This window comes from Staphylococcus sp. HMSC077D08 (genome assembly GCF_001837945.1).
Taxonomy (GTDB): Bacteria; Bacillota; Bacilli; order Staphylococcales; family Staphylococcaceae; genus Staphylococcus; species Staphylococcus epidermidis.
Genome location: NZ_KV834757.1, coordinates 24,405 through 43,230, shown reverse-complemented (window position 1 = coordinate 43,230; position 18,826 = coordinate 24,405). Strand labels below are relative to the sequence as shown.

19 protein-coding genes, 2 pseudogenes and 1 other annotated feature are annotated in these 18,826 nt (G+C 32.8%); of the genes and pseudogenes, 8 read left to right on the top strand and 13 right to left on the bottom strand.

The features are described from left to right. Window positions 1-164: 164 nt before the first annotated feature. The 6 genes and pseudogenes from HMPREF2663_RS03390 to HMPREF2663_RS12985 form a co-directional block, all read right to left on the bottom strand. Window positions 165-581 (bottom strand): hypothetical protein, encoded by a 417-nt coding sequence (locus HMPREF2663_RS03390; protein ID WP_002447689.1) that lies wholly within the window; start codon window positions 579-581, stop codon window positions 165-167. A gap of 568 nt (window positions 582-1,149) precedes the next feature. Next, a complete protein-coding gene (locus tag HMPREF2663_RS03380) occupies window positions 1,150-1,509 on the bottom strand; it encodes a rhodanese-like domain-containing protein (protein ID WP_002496090.1) in 360 nt (119 codons plus the stop codon). Beyond that, window positions 1,502-2,020 carry a MarR family winged helix-turn-helix transcriptional regulator gene (locus HMPREF2663_RS03375; protein WP_002496089.1) on the bottom strand — a complete coding sequence of 173 codons (519 nt, stop codon included), beginning with the start codon at window positions 2,018-2,020 and terminating at the stop codon, window positions 1,502-1,504. Before HMPREF2663_RS03375 ends, HMPREF2663_RS03380 begins: the two co-directional genes overlap by 8 nt. Window positions 2,021-2,159: 139 nt before the next feature. Next, window positions 2,160-2,504, bottom strand: a complete 345-nt coding sequence (locus HMPREF2663_RS03370) for a DUF4260 domain-containing protein (RefSeq protein ID WP_002447685.1) — start codon at window positions 2,502-2,504, stop codon at window positions 2,160-2,162. Between the two features lie 835 nt (window positions 2,505-3,339). Beyond that, window positions 3,340-3,930 carry a type 1 glutamine amidotransferase family protein gene (locus HMPREF2663_RS03365; protein ID WP_002447684.1) on the bottom strand — a complete coding sequence of 197 codons (591 nt, stop codon included), beginning with the start codon at window positions 3,928-3,930 and terminating at the stop codon, window positions 3,340-3,342. Between the two features lie 380 nt (window positions 3,931-4,310). Continuing rightward, a pseudogene (locus HMPREF2663_RS12985) lies at window positions 4,311-4,567 on the bottom strand (terminase small subunit); the annotation flags it as partial. Window positions 4,568-4,574: 7 nt separating this feature from the next. On the opposite strand from HMPREF2663_RS12985, the pseudogene HMPREF2663_RS13175 reads away from it, so the two are divergent. Then, window positions 4,575-4,810, top strand: a pseudogene (locus tag HMPREF2663_RS13175) (Abi family protein); the annotation flags it as partial. Window positions 4,811-5,034: 224 nt separating this feature from the next. Here the strand turns inward: HMPREF2663_RS13175 and rpsR are convergent. Genes rpsR through rpsF form a run of 3 tightly spaced genes read right to left on the bottom strand, consistent with a single transcriptional unit; the run spans window position 5,035 to window position 6,150 of the window. Next, a complete protein-coding gene (gene rpsR, locus HMPREF2663_RS03355) occupies window positions 5,035-5,277 on the bottom strand; it encodes a 30S ribosomal protein S18 (protein WP_001831354.1) in 243 nt (80 codons plus the stop codon). Between the two features lie 44 nt (window positions 5,278-5,321). Continuing rightward, window positions 5,322-5,831, bottom strand: coding sequence for a single-stranded DNA-binding protein (ssb, locus tag HMPREF2663_RS03350; RefSeq protein ID WP_002447681.1), 510 nt, complete (start codon window positions 5,829-5,831; stop codon window positions 5,322-5,324). A gap of 22 nt (window positions 5,832-5,853) precedes the next feature. Beyond that, on the bottom strand, window positions 5,854-6,150 hold the full coding sequence (rpsF, locus tag HMPREF2663_RS03345) for a 30S ribosomal protein S6 (protein ID WP_001831345.1): 297 nt from the start codon (window positions 6,148-6,150) through the stop codon (window positions 5,854-5,856). A gap of 384 nt (window positions 6,151-6,534) precedes the next feature. Here rpsF and HMPREF2663_RS03340 point away from each other — a divergent pair, with 384 nt between their 5' ends. Both HMPREF2663_RS03340 and HMPREF2663_RS03335 read left to right on the top strand, forming a co-directional pair. Beyond that, window positions 6,535-7,344, top strand: a complete 810-nt coding sequence (locus tag HMPREF2663_RS03340; protein WP_002447680.1) for a GH25 family lysozyme — start codon at window positions 6,535-6,537, stop codon at window positions 7,342-7,344. Window positions 7,345-7,417: 73 nt separating this feature from the next. Next, a complete protein-coding gene (locus HMPREF2663_RS03335; protein ID WP_001831355.1) occupies window positions 7,418-7,609 on the top strand; it encodes a hypothetical protein in 192 nt (63 codons plus the stop codon). Between the two features lie 193 nt (window positions 7,610-7,802). Here HMPREF2663_RS03335 and ychF read toward each other — a convergent pair whose 3' ends face one another. The 4 genes from ychF to HMPREF2663_RS03315 form a co-directional block, all read right to left on the bottom strand. Then, window positions 7,803-8,900: a redox-regulated ATPase YchF gene (gene ychF, locus HMPREF2663_RS03330; RefSeq protein WP_002447679.1), complete on the bottom strand. Its 1,098-nt coding sequence runs from the start codon at window positions 8,898-8,900 to the stop codon at window positions 7,803-7,805. Continuing rightward, window positions 8,900-9,115 (bottom strand): DUF951 domain-containing protein, encoded by a 216-nt coding sequence (locus tag HMPREF2663_RS03325; RefSeq protein ID WP_002447678.1) that lies wholly within the window; start codon window positions 9,113-9,115, stop codon window positions 8,900-8,902. The genes ychF and HMPREF2663_RS03325 overlap by 1 nt, the downstream gene beginning before the upstream one ends. A 20-nt stretch (window positions 9,116-9,135) precedes the next feature. Then, window positions 9,136-10,011, bottom strand: coding sequence for a mechanosensitive ion channel family protein (locus HMPREF2663_RS03320; protein WP_002458618.1), 876 nt, complete (start codon window positions 10,009-10,011; stop codon window positions 9,136-9,138). 155 nt (window positions 10,012-10,166) lie between these two features. Continuing rightward, window positions 10,167-11,009 (bottom strand): ParB/RepB/Spo0J family partition protein, encoded by an 843-nt coding sequence (locus HMPREF2663_RS03315; protein ID WP_002447676.1) that lies wholly within the window; start codon window positions 11,007-11,009, stop codon window positions 10,167-10,169. Between the two features lie 265 nt (window positions 11,010-11,274). After that, window positions 11,275-11,671: a binding site (T-box leader), on the top strand. A gap of 65 nt (window positions 11,672-11,736) precedes the next feature. Between HMPREF2663_RS03315 and HMPREF2663_RS03310 the strand changes: the two genes are divergently transcribed. From HMPREF2663_RS03310 to HMPREF2663_RS03290, 5 genes are read left to right on the top strand one after another with little or no spacing between them, the layout of a single operon-like run. Further along, the gene (locus tag HMPREF2663_RS03310; protein WP_002447675.1) at window positions 11,737-12,840 is read left to right on the top strand and encodes a PLP-dependent transferase; all 1,104 of its coding nucleotides are present in this window, start codon (window positions 11,737-11,739) and stop codon (window positions 12,838-12,840) included. Next, window positions 12,837-14,012 carry a cystathionine beta-lyase MetC gene (gene metC, locus HMPREF2663_RS03305; protein ID WP_002447674.1) on the top strand — a complete coding sequence of 392 codons (1,176 nt, stop codon included), beginning with the start codon at window positions 12,837-12,839 and terminating at the stop codon, window positions 14,010-14,012. The genes HMPREF2663_RS03310 and metC overlap by 4 nt, the downstream gene beginning before the upstream one ends. Then, complete coding sequence (locus tag HMPREF2663_RS03300) at window positions 13,966-15,804, top strand: bifunctional homocysteine S-methyltransferase/methylenetetrahydrofolate reductase (RefSeq protein WP_002458619.1); 1,839 nt, start codon at window positions 13,966-13,968, stop codon at window positions 15,802-15,804. The genes metC and HMPREF2663_RS03300 overlap by 47 nt, the downstream gene beginning before the upstream one ends. After that, window positions 15,801-18,047 carry a 5-methyltetrahydropteroyltriglutamate--homocysteine S-methyltransferase gene (gene metE, locus HMPREF2663_RS03295; protein ID WP_070845774.1) on the top strand — a complete coding sequence of 749 codons (2,247 nt, stop codon included), beginning with the start codon at window positions 15,801-15,803 and terminating at the stop codon, window positions 18,045-18,047. Before HMPREF2663_RS03300 ends, metE begins: the two co-directional genes overlap by 4 nt. A gap of 21 nt (window positions 18,048-18,068) precedes the next feature. After that, a complete protein-coding gene (locus tag HMPREF2663_RS03290) occupies window positions 18,069-18,812 on the top strand; it encodes a cyclase family protein (protein WP_002487128.1) in 744 nt (247 codons plus the stop codon). Window positions 18,813-18,826: the final 14 nt, after the last annotated feature.

Here is an 18,826-nt window from a genome sequence, read left to right as displayed (position 1 = left end):
TTATCATCAAAATTATGCCCTTTTTTTGCCCTTTTTTAATCACCGTGAAAGTATATAATAACAAATGATTATGAATGCTTATTTAAATTGTCTAATCAGTTGTATATAAAATGTTAAAATGGCAATAAAAATTTTGAAATCAAGTGATTTTTATTTAATATTTTTTATCTGGAATCATTAACAAACGCCCAAATAACAAGTACAATAAATGCTGCTGCTAGCAAAATTGATGCAATATATGTATTAACCATACTATATAATGACATGACTATTAATGATATTGAGATAAGTATTTGTATAAATGGAGAATATAAAACTTGGTTAGTTAGTTTCAGAATGATAATTGCTATTACAATAGCGATTATAAATATTATGATTGCATAAATGTATAGATTTATATGCTCCATACCTACATTTCTATAACTGTCATTAAAAAAATGAGAAAGTTTTATTTTGTCACCATATTCTTTTTGGAAAAACTCTCTAGATTCATTTGCAGGTCTATAGAAAGTTAAGTAACCAAATAATAATAATATAAAATTAAACCCACAATACTTTAACTCTTCAAGTAATCTACTCATTTCAATCTCCCTTTTTATTAATGATATTAACGAAACAATAATAAAAGTTACCTTCTTCAAAACTGTTATTTAATTATTTTTTAGTGTTAAAATATCTATATATTATCATTCCTATCCTTGTTGTATCTGGAGTGTAAATAAATTAATAAAATACCAATTAATATAAAAATCAAGTGTCCAATTATACTTATAGTTTTAGATCGTTCTAAATTTAAAATATTGAAAACTATGGGCTGTAATACAATTAAAATTAAAAGATATAAACCTAATTTAAGTGAAGTAAAATATTTTGCCATATTCACACTCCTATTCATCATTTTTACTGTTATAGATAATGAAACTAATACTTAAAAATAATTCGTGAATTTGATATCACTTATAAGACAAGAATTTAGCCATATACACCCTCAATTAGTTTTTCACAAATTCTATTTTACACTTTAACATACATAATTACACAAACTCATTTCTCACTGCGACACAGGACGTTTCTCAGCGTTAAAAAACACCACAATTAAGTGGTGTTTTATAAGATATAAGTGATTCAACTTTACTCTTTAATTAACTATCATTCTACATTTTCTAATGGTAAACTCATGCCTTTCCATCCCTCTAGAGCCCCAGCTAACTCGTATGCCTCAAAACCATTTTGATATAATTCCAATAATGCCTGCTTGCCTAAAATAGTTCCACCAGTCCAATCATATACAACATAGACCTTATCTTTTGATAATTCACTTAAATATTCGTGTAATTCCTTAGCTGGTATTTCAATTGACCCTTTAATTTTATCTTTTTTTACTTTCTTAGGTGCGTTTCTAACATCTATAACAGTATATTTATTTGTACCTTTTTCCATATCTTCAAGAACAACGTGATGATTAATATAAAAGCTTAAAAAAGTTTCTAAAAATTCAATTTTATTCATCTTCTCCATCCCTTTCAATATTATTTCTTAACTTATTCATTAAATGGAAAAACATTTCTTTTTCTTGTTCATCAAAATCACTAAATACATTTGAAACAAAGTCATAGTTATATGGTAAAAACTCATTTAATTTTGAATAACCTAATTCAGTCATTTGTACATAACTAGTTCTCTTATCATTAGATATATTCACTCTTCTAACTAAACCTTGTTTTTCTAATCCTTTAATAATACCAGTAATAGTTGATTTTTTATTACCTATTTTCTTGGATAATTCTGACGGCGATAGCGTTAAATTCTCTTCATATAATAACAACATCAATATTGAAAATTTAGCCTCTGTCAATCCATAATCCTCTATAAAACTATCATAGTTATTTTTCATAAGTTTATAGGTTTTATTAATCTCAAGAAACAACAAGACAGAAATAATATCTAAGTTAAAATATTTCTTTTTTAGCCATTCTAATTTTTTATAAGTTGGACTATCTATCAAATAAAATTCATTCAAGTGAAATCACTCCTAAAATATAGTTAGGCGCCTAACCACTTAAACCCTAACATACCTTTTAGTATTTGAAAAGTATAAATACACTACATACAATAAAAACACCAAACCACTAAGGCTTGGCGCTTATTATAATTGATTATTAAACTTTTTGAATAGTAGTTTTATCAAACCCTAGTGCATATTTAAGCCCATACCCTATAGTTCTATCCATACTAATATGAGCCAACCATATTAAAGATATTTGTAATATTGTTTCTTCATTTGTAACTAAATACAACAAGGTAACAATGATAGGCAGAACATAAGTATGACCTAAATTATATACTTTACTACCAATATCTTTATTAACAGCATATCCAACCATAGAGATGTCTGGGACTAATAGAAATAGTAAAAATATCCATAATGAAAAATCAAAGATAAAATAAACACTGACCACTGCAATAAAAACACATGCATTTTCTAATCTTATTAGATTGCTCATGAAATCCCCCTTTATTTACATTATTCAATTAAATATTAACACTATAGGTTTAACTGTACTACAAAAATTTAGCTACATTTACTTATCTAACTTTTACAAGTTACAATACATGGGTACATATTTTGTTCATATCTTAGATCAAGTTACTTTGGGCGTCGTGTTTCCCTACTCCCTTTATCGAATACTCATTCATGTAGCTAACGTCACAAATTGTTACATCAGCTCATGCACTAAAATACTTCAAAATTGTATTTCTCACTACGTAAATATATAAGTTAGACAAGCCACATTCAGCTTTTCAGAAATTAGAAAACGGATATTTTCGTTTTCTAATGCACTGACTTATTGCATCAGCATTTGTATTAATTAATACGCTCATATTTGAGCCGGTTAAATATATATAGCTATTCAATTCTATTACTGAACTCACATTTGAGCTGAGTATAAACCAATATCCAAAAATTTGAGGATATTAAAAGGGCACCCCTAATTTGAGGCACCCTTTATTCTTTTATCAAACCACTTACCTATTTTAGGGTACTGGTTACAAGCGTACTTTTAAGTCTGTTTGTAACTTTATGAAATGTCAATTTTTGTCAAGTTAAAAAGTCTACATCTAACAGATACAGTCATTTAAAAAATACGCAATTTTGAGAAGTAAATTTCAGCAGCTGCAACTATTATCTTAAAAAAAGACTCTAAATGTATATGATAAACGCTTACTTTTTATAAAAATCTTTCACGTCGCACTTACATTATTGTTTATCTTTGCATTATTTCTATATAGTATCAAGACAAGAAGAAACTCGTTTCAAAACACCCAAATACATCCAACTTATAAATATGGATTCCCGTATTTTTCACAATATTTATAAAAGCCAAACCTTTTCATAAACATTGTCTTTTCAATATTTTCATCAACATCAAAATCAATCTCTCTTAAAACTGATTCAGTAAATTCAAGTGGTGCTGTACCATTTGCTGTTATAAGCAAATTATCACTAACACTCTGTTTTTCTAAAAACTTATTTTCAGGTTTATATTTTTTATAATTTTGCCAAATATAAACCGAATTACCAGTATGTTTATATTTATTTAAAAAACCATTTCTAGCTAAATAATCAACTGCACCACATATAGCACCAATTACTATCTTTTTGTTAAATGCTTCTTCAACAAAATCCAAAAGCTTCTCAGAATCATTATCCCAAGAATTACTTCCAACCATAACTAACAGATCATAATCTTTAGGTTCATCACCAATAATATAATCTACTAAAACAGAAAAGCCACCTAAAGAAGATACATTTTTTTCAATAGAAACAGTACTTACAGACCAACTATCATCTTGATTTAAAGTTGAAGACAAATGTGCACCTTCCCAATCTGCAAATTCATCTAGTAAAAGAAATAAAGCTTTTTTCAAAACTAAAAACCCCTTTTATTTTAATTTAATTCCTTTTAATAAACTTAAGAACATAAGAGATAATGGCGCACAAAATGATAAAAACTAACAAAGTAAGTCCTATATATAAACTACTCTCGTTCCACTTAACTCCTATCTCTACATTTCCACTACTTTCGAACTTTAAATATAAATTAAAGGCTATTAATAATAAAATACTAATGCTTGAAATAATGCCTACAATATCAAATAATATCTTAGCATGAGGGTATTTAACATTTTTATTTAACATAATCTTACCCCTTTTAAATTATCATTTATTAATCAATTTAAATACTAACAAAATAATATCTCAATTAAAATCAAAAATGACCATCTGAATATTTTCAGATAGGCTCTATTCAATCCTCTAACGGTACATCATCAACAATTATAGTTCTATTAGGATAGTTTTCTTTTATTTTATCTAGCTCTCTCTGTGTATCTTCTTCATCGCCTTCACTCCATTCGCCAATATTAACAATTACTGGCGTAACTCTTTTCTCTCAGTAAATAATTTATGGTATTTCCTAAGCATATCACGAGCTTTTAAACGATCACTAGGCTTAATAGGCACTTCTACTAGCTGAACATATTTATTATAAACTAGTTGGACTTGCCATTGACTTGATCAAAAACAAAGATTGTCAGCAGTTAACCTTAAAGTATTACCAATCATAGATATACTTTCGTTATTAATATTACATTCAAAATATTGCAGTAACGGTATTAAAAACAATAGAAAAGATGATTTAAAAAACTTCAAACATCGCAAAGACAGAAAATACAAGCATTATAGAAATATACCGTCCCTTTTGTATCACTTAACAAGATGATTAACTATTATGTTAAAAACAATTAATATAATAAACAAGGAACGAGACAAATGTCTCCAAGAGATTATTTACATCTCTTGTTTATTATGAAAGAACTTTGTTCTTTCCGTTTTAAGAGGTTGCCTCTTTTTTTATGCCTAAATTTCTAAAACTTTCAAACCGCGCCCTTTTCCTGCCCTTTTTAAATATTCAAAAACATAAAAACAACCCCGTAAGCCTATACTTACGGGGTTTTACAATAAATAATATATTATTGTTCTTCTTTAACATATGGTAATAAAGCCATATGACGAGCACGTTTGATAGCTGTAGTCAACATACGTTGATATTTCGCTGAAGTGCCTGTTACACGACGTGGTAAAATTTTACCACGTTCTGAGATAAAACGTTTTAATAATTCAGTGTCTTTATAGTCGATGTGTGTAATACCATTTGCTGTGAAATAGCATACTTTTTTACGACGACGTCCGCCTCTTCTTGGTCCACCTGCCATGGTTAACTGCCTCCTTTGACTCATTTTATTTTATTCGTTCATTATTAGAATGGTAAATCATCATCACTGATATCAATCGGTCCATTAGCATTTGCAAACGGATTATCCGACTGATTTGAGTTTGATGAATTATTGTTGTTGTAAGATGTATTTTGTCCTGATTGCTGACCACCAAATCCTTGACCGTAGTCTTGGAAATTATTGTTCTGTGAACGTTGGCCACCTTGTTGTGCGTTTTTAGGTTCAAGGAATTGAACACTATCACATACGACTTCAGTAACAAAAATACGACGACCTTCTTGATTTTCATAACTACGTGATTGTATGCGACCATCAACGCCAGCTAAACTACCTTTAGACAAGTAGTTATTTACATTTTCTGCTTGTCTACGGAAGACTACACAGTTAATAAAGTCAGCTTCGCGTTCCCCTTGAGCATTCGTGAAAGTACGATTAACTGCTAGAGTAAATGTCGCTACACTTACGCCTGAGGGTGTGGTTCTGTATTCTGGATCTTTCGTTAGACGACCTACTAATACAACTCGATTTAACATTTAAACGCCCCCATCTAAATTATTACTTATCTTGGTCTTCACGGATAACGATGTAACGAATGATATCGTCATTAATCTTAGCTAAACGTTGGAATTCGTCAGTTGATTTATTGTTATCAGTTTTAATACGTACGATGTTATAGAAACCTTCTTTGAAATCATTGATTTCATAAGCTAGGCGACGTTTACCCCAGTCTTTTTCTTCTAAAACTTCTGATCCTTCTGAAGCTAAGATACCATTGAAACGTTCAACTAACGCTTTTTTAGCATCCTCTTCAATGTTAGGACGTACGATATACATAATTTCATATGTTCTCATAGTTTATTTGCACCTCCTTGTGGTCTATACGGCTTATCAACATTTAATGTGATAAGCAAGGAATAATTTTCATTACTCACAGAAAAGAATTATAGCATAGAGCTTTACTTTTTACAATCAATTTCAGATGAATCTTACCCTTAAATATTGATGAGCATTATTTATTTTTGAAAATATCAATACAGATTATTGGTTTAAGACTCCTCTGAGACTTCCCTCGTTGTTCAAACGCAATGATCCTATTTATGTTATACATTACTTTATATTCAAATTATATTAATGTTACTTAATAGATAGTTGATACTTCATTTTAGTTATAATAACATCAAAATTATATTTCATATAATTGCACTTGATACTAAATTCATTATAAAGGAGTCGTTTATGTTAAAGAAATTTTCTTACTCAATCATTTCACTTTCAATTTTCGCTACTAGCCTTAATTTTATAGATACTCAAGCACAAGCGTCTTCATCTTCTGTAAGCGAAAAAGGTACAATGGGGTATGGCTATCAACAATACTTAAAAGACCATCCTAAAAAGCAACCTCATAAAACACAAAATCGTTCTACTTTCTCTGCTGAATCTAATATTACTGAAACAAATAATGGTGAAAGAGTCTTAGATATTTCTGAATGGCAAGGACTTTTAACTAACGAACAAATAAAACAACTAAAGAAAAATTATGATTTTATTATTTTAAGAGCACAGTACGGTTCAGAATATGTTGATAAGACTTTTGAAAAAAATGCAGCATTATTAGAACAAAATAAAATGAAATACGGCGTGTACTCTTATAGCATGTACGAAAGTCCAAAAGATGCACGTTATGAAGCTAACACTTTATCTCAACGTGCCCCCAAAGCCGCCTTTTACATCAATGATTATGAAGAACAAACCGTTACATCCGGAGATGATGAAACAGCTACACAAGCATGGGCAAACGAAATGAGAAAGCTTGCTGGAAACAAGAAGATCCTTTTTTATTCATATGAAAACTTCATGTTAAATCATGCATCAAATGCTGTCAGTTCTTATGATGGCTACTGGTTAGCAGCATATCAAGCTAAGGAACCAAACCGAGAGAAAGTGCTATGGCAATATACAGATAGTTACTACTCTCCTGAATTAAATCAAAATGTCGATGCAAATTACATTGACGAAAATGTGAATTCGTCTTGGTTCACTTCATAAATACGAACGCGTACGAACAAAAACACTTCACTTTAACGAACATTTGTTCTAAAATACATATGAGGTGTTTTTCATGAGATTAAATTTAGATTGGAATAAAGATTTCCAAGAGTTTCAAGATATCTTAAATAGTGGCATTCACCCAGAATGGCTATACTGCGCTAAAGCAAATTTAGTTCTTGAACCCGCATACACTGGTGAGGGCAAACAATTTTTTAGTACACAAGACATCATTAAAGCAAGTAAAATCATTCCATTTTTTTAAGAATTTGGAATCCTTACATAAGAGCAATGATTCTATTTCCTAACTACAAATAATCGCCTCATTAATAGTTGTCATTGTAGTATGCAGAATAATTTATCTCCTAATTTTCAATTTTATTATCAAAAAAACACCCTAAAACTAGAATTTGCTTCTAATTTTAGAGTGCCTCATTAATATAAATACATGCTTTAAGTTAAACATTAAAACGGAAATGAACAATATCCCCATCTTGCATGATGTAATCTTTACCTTCTAAACGTTGTCTTCCCGCTTCTTTAGCACCATTTTCGCCACCATGTTGTACATAATCATCATAGCTTGTTACCTCTGCACGAATAAAACCACGTTCGAAATCGGTGTGAATAATTCCAGCACATTGTGGTGCAGTCATTCCTTGTTTAAATGTCCAAGCACGCACTTCTTGCACACCGGCAGTAAAGTAAGTAGATAAACCTAACAAATCATATGTTGTTCTAATGAGTCTGTCTAAACCTGGTTCTTCAATGCCTAAATCTTCTAAGAACATTTCTTTATCTTCATCATCTAATGTGGCGATTTCTTCCTCAATTTTTGCACTAATAACGATAACTTCTGAATCTTCGTTTGCTGCATATTCACGGATTGCTTTCACTTTATCATTATCTTTATCTCCAATTTCATCTTCACCAACATTAGCAATGTATAACATTTTCTTAGATGTTAATAACTGAGCTTGATTAACCCACTTTTGATCATCTTCATTGAAATCAATACTGCGTACTGGTTTACCGTCTTCTAACGCTTCTTTAATTTGTGTTAATATACGTAATTCCATCTCAGCTGTTTTATCTTTTTGGCGAGCCATCTTCTCTATTTTCGGTAAACGTTTTTCAACAGATTCTAAATCTGCTAAAACAAGTTCCATATTAATGACTTCTATGTCATCAAGCGGATTAACACGCCCTGATACATGTGTAACATTCTCATCGTCAAACGCACGAACCACCTGACATATAGCATCTACTTCACGAATATGTGAAAGAAATTTATTTCCTAAACCTTCGCCCTTAGATGCACCCTTAACAATACCTGCAATATCAGTAAACTCAAAAGTAGTAGGAATTGTTTTTTTAGGTTGAACCATTTCTTCTAATTTTATTAAACGTGAATCTGGCACTTCAACGATACCAACATTGGGATCAATCGTTGCGAAGGGATAGTTTGCTGCTAATGCGCCAGCTTTAGTAATTGCATTAAATAGGGTAGACTTACCTACGTTAGGCAAACCTACGATACCTGCTGTTAAAGCCATTATTCATTCTCCTTACTTTCTTTGTCTTGATGAAATTCAAGAACTTTTTTCATTTTCTTATTAAACACTTGCCGTGGAATCATGACACTGCGCTGACAATGTTCACATTTAATACGAATATCAGCGCCCATTCTAATAATCTTAAAACGATTTGTTCCACATGCATGTGGTTTTTTCATTTCTACTATATCATTTATTCCATACTTTGACGTCATGAAATGACCTCCAATGATGATTAGCTTTTTCCTTCATTATAATTTGAAATGACTGGTTGTGGCATGCGAATACCTTCTTGTCTAAACATTTTTTGAGTTTCTTTACGAATAATACGAGCGCCTGAAAATCCTTCACCAGGAATTGTTTCTGCTGAAATTCGTATAGTAACCTTATTAGATTCTATCGCATCAATGCCATCAACAACTGGATCGCTGACAAATAAGTAATATTTACTGCGTAAAGAAACAAATAAACGATTGAGTTTCTTTTCAACTTGATCTATATTTTCATCAACTGATACTGGTAGTTCTACAATAGCAGTCCCATTTGTAATTGAAAAGTTCGTAATTTCACCCATGCTACCATTAGGTAAAATAGTCAGTTCTCCTGAAATTGTATTAATTCGCGTTGATCTTAAACCAATAGATTTCACAGTACCTTCTGCTACCGTAGTTCCTGAACTATTAATTTTAACATAGTCACCCACATCAAATTGATTTTCAAAGATAATAAAGAAACCTGTAATAATATCTTTCACTATCGTTTGCGCACCGAAACCAACCGCAATACCTACAACTCCAGCACTAGCAATAATACCTTCGACGCTAATACCAAACTTACTTAAAATTGTTGTGATAACAACAAACCATACGATATATTTTACTATGTTTTGTACAAGAGAAATCAGTGTTTTTGAACGCTTTTTATTCCCTTTTTTACTTTTATTTTGAATTTTAAATGCTTGCTCAATAATCTTATTCAAAATTGCTATAACAACAATCGCTACAAGGATATAAATTAAAATCATTATTACTTTAGTAATTAAATTTTCATATGTTTCAACCTTTGTTAAAGGTTCGAACAATGAAGATAAAATATGTTTTAGTTGATTCATATATAATATGCCCTCCTTTTCATTTTTTTGATAATTCATTTATTATAACTTAATTTATTCATTTAGATAATACGTCTATGGTTTTAAAATACTATCCTTTTGAGGGATATTTATAAAACTATGTATATGCTTCCTGTTTATAGAGGGCTAAACTTTTAATATTCCATATAATCTTTATTAAGTTGACGAATCAAGCGTTTGAATTCTGCTTCAGATTTAAATTCAAATGTGATTTTTCCAACATTTTTTGATGTCGAAATATCTACTTTCGTACCATATTGCTTTTTTAAAAATCTTTCCTGCTGTTGAATCATTTTCGGTTTACTTCCCTTAGTCTCTTTGTCAAGTTTCATTGAGATGTCTTTACTGACTAAACCATTGACATACTCCTCTAAATACCTTACACTCCAAGACTCCTGAGCAGCTTTTTTTGCCGTCTTTTTTATTTTACTGGCGTCTTTCAAAGTTAATAACGTACGCCCATGAGCACTAGATAACACCCCGTGTTGAACCATTTGAGCAACATTTTTAGGTAATTGTAATAATCTAAGCATATTGGCAATATAAGGACGTGACTTACCTAATCGTCTCGCAACTTCTTGTTGGGTAATGTTCAAATCTGTCATCATTTTTTTATAACTTTCTGCTTCTTCAATGGCATTTAAATCTTCTCTCTGTAAATTTTCAATAATTGCCAATTCCATCATATCTTCATCAGATAGTTCTTTAATAATAGCTGGCACTTCTGTTAATCCTGCCAACTTAGATGCTCTAAATCGTCGCTCACCCACAACAATATAGTAACCTTGAACAGTTTGACGTAATACAATAGGCTGTAGTATACCATGTTGTTGAATTGATGAAGCTAAATCATTGAGTCGTTCTTCTTCAAACGTCTTACGTGGCTGATAAGGATTAGGTCTAATTAATTCTAGTGCAATAAATTGCACACTATCATCATTATTCATTTTCAACCTCTGATCATCTGTATATGCCATCTCTTTTCCACATCTTTCTATCTTAGTTTAAGTACCTCTAATGAATAATCAATCCTCATTGATTCATTCCTTATTTTAAAAAAGTTCAATCCAATAATACAAGCCTTTCAAATTAATACTAACGGCTTAATATGAAGCTTATTACGTCATATATTTTCAGATGTATTTCTGATAATAAATTAATAGTTAAATCAAAATTTTCAGAAAAATCATTGACAAATAAATTCAAACTATGTAATCTATGTATTAACAATTTAAAAACATTTTACACACTGTAAAAAGGAAAGTAAAACTTACACTGCTTATACAGAGAGTCTTCACACGCTGAGAGAAGGCATTGAAAGAAAGTTTGAAAATGGCCTTGGAGTGTTGATGCCAATATGAGGTATCAACGGGTTCGCCCGTTATAGCGATACAGTATTAACATTGATGTTAAATGGCGTACTGGAAATTTTATACGTCACAATTTATCGTTAATACTCATTTATTCACATATGGATTAAATGAGTTTTTGTTTTATTTAATGATGTTACGATAAGAAAATTGTGTATCCGCTATTTTCAGTATACTGTTTTAACACTATGGCGTACTGATTGAGGTTACTTTAGTAATAAAGTAGCAAACAAAGGTGGTACCGCGAAGTTTAAGCTTTCGTCCTTTACATCCGAATCATTCGGGTCTAAAGGACGGAAGCTTTTTTATTTTTACTGAATAGGAGGAGCTAGCTATGAAGGATACAGATTTAGCTCAAATTGCTTTAACACAAGATCACACTGGCGCAATTGCCAATCCAATATATTTATCTACTGCATATCAGCATCCTCACCTAGGTGAATCAACAGGCTATGATTATACACGAACGAAAAACCCAACAAGAACAGCCTTTGAAGAAGCTTTTGCACAGCTTGAAAAAGGCATTGCTTCATTTGCTACTTCCAGTGGTATGGCAGCGATTCAGTTAATATGCAATATATTCAAACCAGGTGATGAAATTCTCGTTGCATTTGACCTTTATGGTGGAACGTTTCGGTTATTCGATTTTTACGAAAAACAATATGGATTGAAGTTTAAATATGTAGACTTTTTAAATTATGAAGAAGTGGAAAAAAATATCACGCCACAAACTAGAGCATTATTTATTGAACCAATCTCAAATCCGCAAATGATTGAAATTGATGTAGAACCATATTATATCCTTAGCAAAAAACATCAACTGTTAACAATTATCGACAACACTTTTTTAACACCTTATCTTTCGACACCACTCGAAGAAGGTGCAGATATCGTTCTGCATTCAGCAACAAAATACATTGGCGGACATAACGATGTGTTAGCTGGAGTTGTAACTGTTAAAGATGCTCAATTAGCTGAACAATTGAATCAATTCCATAATATGATTGGAGCAACGCTATCACCTCTTGATAGTTATCTTTTACAAAGAGGTTTAAAGACATTACATCTTCGCATAGAGCGTTCCCAAGAAAACGCTCAAAAACTCGCACAACGATGTCGCCAGTCAGATTCAATTGATGAAGTTTTATATAGCGGACGAACAGGCATGCTTAGTTTAAGACTGAACCAAGCATATAGCGTCGCTAAATTTTTAGAAAATTTAGATATTTGCATATTCGCAGAAAGTTTAGGTGGTACAGAAACATTTATCACCTTCCCTTATACACAAACACACGTGGATATGCCAGATGAGGAAAAAGACAAACGTGGCATTGATGAATATCTCATCAGATTATCCGTAGGTATAGAAGATTATAACGATATAGAAGCTGACATAATTCAAGCATTAGAGAATTCTAAAGTAGGAGTGATTTCATGAGTTTATCTAAAGAAACAGAAGTAATATTCGATGTACGTAGAGGTAAAGACTACGACTCAGCTAACCCACCACTTTACGATTCATCTACGTTCCATCAAAAAGTGTTAGGTGGTGAGAGTCAATATGATTACGCACGAAGTGGTAACCCTAACCGAACTTTACTTGAAGAGAAACTGGCACGCTTAGAAGGTGGTAAATATGCATTTGCTTATGCTTCAGGCATTGCCGCAATTTCAGCCGTTTTACTCACATTAAACGCAGGGGATCATGTTGTTTTACCTGATGATGTTTACGGGGGGACATTTAGATTAACTGAACAAATACTCAATCGATTCAATATTGAATTTACTACAGTTAACGCCACACATATAGATCATATCGCTGAAGCTATTCAATCAAACACAAAACTCATCTATGTAGAGACACCTTCAAATCCACTTTTCAAAATTACAGATATTCATGCTGTAGCAACGCTAGCAAAGGAACATAAGTTACTATTAGCTGTTGATAATACGTTTATGACACCTTTGGGTCAATCACCTTTAGCACTAGGCGCTGACATAGTTATTCATAGTGCAACTAAATTTCTAGGTGGACATAGCGATTTAATCGCAGGTGCAGCAATTACTAATAATAGAGAGGTTGCAAATGCATTGTACTTATTACAGAACGGCACAGGCACAGCCCTTTCTGCTTATGATAGTTGGGCACTTGCAAAACATCTTAAAACATTACCAGTTCGTTTTAAACAATCTGTTCATAATGCTGAACGTCTTGTTCAATTTTTGAGTCAAAGAGAGGAGATTTCTGAGGTGTATTACCCAGGAAATAATCCTACACACCTCAAGCAAGCTTCAACTGGAGGTGCAGTGATAGGTTTCCGACTTAAAGATGAATCTAAAGCACAAAAGTTCGTCGATTCTCTTACTTTACCGCTTGTATCAGTGAGTCTCGGTGGTGTAGAAACTATCCTATCACATCCCGCAACAATGTCTCATGCAGCAGTGCCAGAAGATGTGAGACGTGAACGTGGCATCACTTTCGGGTTATTCCGTTTAAGTGTAGGTCTTGAGAATCCAGAAGAACTCATCGCAGATTTTAACTACGCTTTAAAGGAGGCTTTCAATGAGTCATTTACTGAACCAATTAAAGAGCAACGTTTTAGTAGCTGATGGCGCTATTGGAACAATATTCTACTCGGAAGGACTTGATACTTGTCCGGAAGCCTACAACCTTACTCATCCAGATAAGGTCGAGCGGATTCATCGTTCTTATATCGAAGCTGGTGCAGACGTCATTCAAACGAATACGTATGGTGCCAACTTTGAAAAATTAAAGTCCTTTGGTCTTGAACATAAAGTTAAAGAAATTCACCAAGCTGCAGTTCAAATTGCCAAACGTGCAGCAAATGAGGACACAATTATACTTGGAACGGTAGGTGGATTTAGAGGCGTCCGGCAAGAGGATATCAGTCTTTCAACAATTCAATATCATACAGAACTTCAAATCGATACATTAATTGATGAAGGTGTAGATGCCCTTTTATTTGAAACTTATTACGATTTAGATGAATTAACTCGCATCGTCACTGCCACACGACAAAAATACGATATTCCAATCATCGCTCAACTCACCGCTTCAAATACGAATTACTTAGTTGATGGCACTGAAATTAATGAGGCATTGAAATACGTAGTTGAATGTGGCGCCAATGTAGTTGGATTAAATTGTCACCATGGCCCACACCATATGCAACGATCATTTTCACATATAGAACTTCCTAAACATGCGTATTTATCGTGTTATCCAAACGCGAGTTTATTAGATATCGAGAATAGTGAATTCAAATATAGTGATAATGCTCAATATTTCGGAGATATAGCTCAAGAATTAATTAATGAGGGAGTCAGATTGATAGGTGGTTGTTGTGGCACAACACCTGAACACATTCGCTATATTAAATCAGCAGTTAAACATTTAAAACCCGTTAAAGATAAAAAGGTAATCCCTATTAATAAAGCTTCATCTCAAAAGCAAGCGCGAGTTCTTAAACAAAACCTTACTTCTAAAGTTAAAAATGGCCCAACAGTCATCGTAGAACTTGATACACCCAAACATTTGGATACTGATACATTTTTCGATAATGTAGGCAAATTAGATGAAGCTGGCATAGATGCTGTTACATTGGCGGATAATTCGTTAGCTACCGTAAGAGTAAGTAACATCGCAGCGGCAAGTTTAATCAAACAACGCTACGATATTGAGCCTCTTGTACATGTAACATGTCGTGACCGTAATTTAATAGGATTACAGTCTCATCTTCTAGGTTTATCACTCATTGGTGTCAATGAAATACTGGCTATTACCGGAGATCCTTCTAAAGTAGGTCATTTACCCGGAGCTACAAATGTCTATGATGTGAACTCAAAAGGCCTTACAGAACTTGCACTAAGATTTAACAAAGGTATTAACACTGACGGCGATGCGCTGAAGAAACATACTAACTTTAACATCGCTGGTGCGTTTGATCCTAACGTACGAAAATTAGATGGAGCCATTAAACGACTTGAAAAGAAAGTAGCAAGTGGCATGAGTTATTTCATAACTCAACCCGTTTATAGTAAAGAAAAAATTATTCAAGTATATGAAGAAACAAAACATTTAAATACACCTTTCTTCATAGGTATCATGCCAATCGCAAGTTATAACAACGCACTTTTCTTACATAATGAAGTGCCCGGCATCAAAATGTCAGACGATGTACTTAACCAATTCAAAGCTGTTAAAGATGATAAAGAAAAGACTAAAGAATTAAGTTTAAGACTTTCTAAAGAACTCATTGATACAGTACACGAATACTTCAACGGTCTGTACATTATTACACCTTTCCAAAAGGTAGATTATTCGTTGGAACTCGCAGCATACTCTAAATCAATCACTGCCAACAAGGAGGCAATATTATGACAACAATTAAAACTTCAAACTTAGGATTCCCAAGATTAGGTAGAAAAAGAGAATGGAAAAAAGCAATTGAAAATTATTGGGCACATAAAATTGACAAAGCAGAATTAGATCAAACACTGACTGATTTACACAAAGAAAATCTTTTACTTCAGAAAAATTATCATCTTGATAGCATTCCAGTTGGAGATTTCTCTTTATATGATCATATTTTAGATACGTCTTTATTGTTCAATATTATCCCTGAACGTTTCCAAGGACGCGAAGTCAATGATGATTTATTATTTGATATTGCTCGTGGTAACAAAGAGCATGTTGCAAGTGCACTTATTAAATGGTTTAACACCAACTATCACTACATTGTACCTGAATGGGACAACGTAGAACCTAAAGTTGAAAAAAATACGTTATTAGAACGTTTTAAATATGCACAATCAATTAATGTAAATGCGCATCCTGTAATTGTTGGTCCTATCACATTTGTAAAATTATCAAAAGGTGGTCATCAATCGTTCGAGGAAAAAGTTGAAACATTACTTCCTTTATATAAAGAAGTTTTACAGTCACTTGTAGATGCAGGTGCTGAGTATATTCAAATTGACGAGCCTATTCTAGTGACTGATGATAGCGAAAGTTATGAAGACATTACTAGAAAAGCATACGACTATTTCTCAGATGAAGGTTTAGGAAAATACCTCGTTATTCAAACTTACTTTGAACGTGTTCACTTAAAATTCTTAAGTTCATTACCAGTAAGCGGTTTAGGATTAGATTTGGTACACGATAACGGCTATAACTTAAAACAAATTGAAGCTGGTGATTTCGATCAAAGTAAAGCACTTTATGCAGGAATCATTGATGGCCGAAATGTATGGGCTGCTGATATTGAAGCGAAAAAACAACTAATCGAAACATTACAACAACACACACAACAGTTAGTCATTCAACCCTCATCATCACTTCTACATGTTCCAGTATCACTAGATGATGAAACACTTGATGAATCTATTGCAGAAGGATTAAGTTTTGCTACTGAAAAGTTAGATGAATTAGATGCATTGCGTCGCTTGTTTAATGATGATGACCCGTCAAAATATGAACATTACAAAGCTCGTTATGAACGCTTCCAAAGTCAATCATTTAAAAATCTTGAATACGATTTTGAAAGTGTACCGACACATCGTAAATCACCATTTGCTAAACGCAAGCAATTACAAAACCAACGTCTAAATTTACCAGATTTACCTACGACTACGATTGGTTCATTCCCTCAAACTCGTGAAGTCCGTAAATTTAGAGCAGATTGGAAAAATAATCGCATTACAGACGCTGAGTATCAAGAATTTTTACAAAATGAAATCGCTCGTTGGATTAAAATCCAAGAAGATATTGGTTTAGACGTACTTGTACACGGTGAGTTTGAACGTAACGACATGGTTGAATTTTTTGGGGAAAAACTTCAAGGTTTCCTAGTAACAAAATTCGGTTGGGTACAGTCTTACGGTTCTCGTGCAGTTAAACCACCAGTTATATATGGAGATGTGAAGTGGACTGCTCCACTTACTGTAAAAGAAACAGTATACGCGCAAAGCTTAACTGACAAACCAGTAAAAGGTATGCTTACAGGTCCAGTTACTATTCTAAACTGGTCATTTGAACGCGTAGATGTACCTAGAAAGGTTGTTCAAGATCAAATTGCCTTAGCCATTGATGAAGAAGTGTTAGCTTTAGAAGAAGCAGGTATCAAAGTCATTCAAGTTGACGAACCAGCGTTGCGTGAAGGCTTACCTCTACGTTCTGAATATCACGAACAATATTTAGAAGATGCTGTACATTCATTTAAATTAGCAACATCATCTGTGCATGATGAAACACAAATTCATACACATATGTGCTATTCTCAATTTGGACAAATCATTCATGCCATCCATGATTTAGATGCAGACGTTATTTCTATTGAAACTTCTCGTAGTCACGGAGACTTAATTCAAGATTTCGAAGATATTAATTATGATTTAGGAATTGGATTAGGTGTTTACGATATTCACAGTCCACGTATTCCAACCGAAGAAGAGATTACCACTGCAATTAATCGTTCATTACAACAAATTGACCGTTCTCTATTCTGGGTTAACCCAGACTGTGGTCTAAAAACACGTAAAGAAGATGAAGTGAAAGATGCATTAACAGTGTTAGTCAATGCAGTTAAAAAGAAACGTCAAGAATCTGAATCAACAACAGCATAATACGAGCTAGAGGTGAGACAAATGTCACAGTATCCACTTTGGAATCAATTAAATACTTTAAAAGAGGCTCAGTGGGTCGATTTAACACATACTTTCGACCCAAATATCCCTCGTTTTAGCGAATTTGAAAAAGGTGAAGTCTCAACGCTATTCAATGTTAAAGATCATGGGTTTTATGTACAACGTTGGAGTATCGTAACTCAATATGGAACACACATTGATGCTCCAATCCATTTCGTTGAAAATAGAAGATATTTAGAAGAATTAGATTTAAAAGAACTTGTTTTACCATTAATTGTTTTAGATTATTCTAAAGAAGCTGCACAAAATTCAGATTTTATCGTATCACGTAAACATTTAGAAGACTGGGAACAACAACACGGTCGCATTGAAGCAGGTACTTTTGTCGCATTACGTACTGATTGGTCAAAACGTTGGCCAGATATAGAAAAATTTGAAAATAAAGATGTAGATGGCTATCAACATCTTCCAGGTTGGGGCCTTGATGCATTAAAATTTCTCATTGAAGAACGTGGTGTTAAATCCATAGGTCACGAAACATTTGATACTGATGCCTCAATTGATACAGCTAAAAATGGTGACATTGTTGGCGAAAGATATATCTTAGGGCAAGACACATTCCAAGTCGAATTACTTACCAATTTAGATCAATTACCTACCAGAGGTGCAATTATCTATGCAATCAGTCCAAAACCAAAAGATGCACCAGGCTTTCCAGTTCGTGCATTCGCAATAAAACCTTAATTAATGTCTTTCAT

Bases quoted from the DNA above. Each gene is read 5' to 3' on its own strand.
- HMPREF2663_RS03315 (WP_002447676.1), bottom strand. From the start codon at position 11,009: ATGGCATATACAGATGATCAGAGGTTGAAAATGAATAATGATGATAGT.
- HMPREF2663_RS03370 (WP_002447685.1), bottom strand. From the start codon at position 2,504: ATGAGCAATCTAATAAGATTAGAAAATGCATGTGTTTTTATTGCAGTG.
- HMPREF2663_RS03320 (WP_002458618.1), bottom strand. From the start codon at position 10,011: ATGAATCAACTAAAACATATTTTATCTTCATTGTTCGAACCTTTAACA.
- ssb (WP_002447681.1), bottom strand. From the start codon at position 5,831: ATGTTAAATCGAGTTGTATTAGTAGGTCGTCTAACGAAAGATCCAGAA.
- ychF (WP_002447679.1), bottom strand. From the start codon at position 8,900: ATGGCTTTAACAGCAGGTATCGTAGGTTTGCCTAACGTAGGTAAGTCT.
- HMPREF2663_RS03335 (WP_001831355.1), top strand. From the start codon at position 7,418: ATGAGATTAAATTTAGATTGGAATAAAGATTTCCAAGAGTTTCAAGAT.
- HMPREF2663_RS03300 (WP_002458619.1), top strand. From the start codon at position 13,966: ATGAGTCATTTACTGAACCAATTAAAGAGCAACGTTTTAGTAGCTGAT.
- metC (WP_002447674.1), top strand. From the start codon at position 12,837: ATGAGTTTATCTAAAGAAACAGAAGTAATATTCGATGTACGTAGAGGT.
- rpsF (WP_001831345.1), bottom strand. From the start codon at position 6,150: ATGAGAACATATGAAATTATGTATATCGTACGTCCTAACATTGAAGAG.
- HMPREF2663_RS03325 (WP_002447678.1), bottom strand. From the start codon at position 9,115: ATGACGTCAAAGTATGGAATAAATGATATAGTAGAAATGAAAAAACCA.
- HMPREF2663_RS03380 (WP_002496090.1), bottom strand. From the start codon at position 1,509: ATGAATAAAATTGAATTTTTAGAAACTTTTTTAAGCTTTTATATTAAT.
- HMPREF2663_RS03310 (WP_002447675.1), top strand. From the start codon at position 11,737: ATGAAGGATACAGATTTAGCTCAAATTGCTTTAACACAAGATCACACT.
- metE (WP_070845774.1), top strand. From the start codon at position 15,801: ATGACAACAATTAAAACTTCAAACTTAGGATTCCCAAGATTAGGTAGA.
- HMPREF2663_RS03340 (WP_002447680.1), top strand. From the start codon at position 6,535: ATGTTAAAGAAATTTTCTTACTCAATCATTTCACTTTCAATTTTCGCT.
- HMPREF2663_RS03390 (WP_002447689.1), bottom strand. From the start codon at position 581: ATGAGTAGATTACTTGAAGAGTTAAAGTATTGTGGGTTTAATTTTATA.
- HMPREF2663_RS03290 (WP_002487128.1), top strand. From the start codon at position 18,069: ATGTCACAGTATCCACTTTGGAATCAATTAAATACTTTAAAAGAGGCT.
- rpsR (WP_001831354.1), bottom strand. From the start codon at position 5,277: ATGGCAGGTGGACCAAGAAGAGGCGGACGTCGTCGTAAAAAAGTATGC.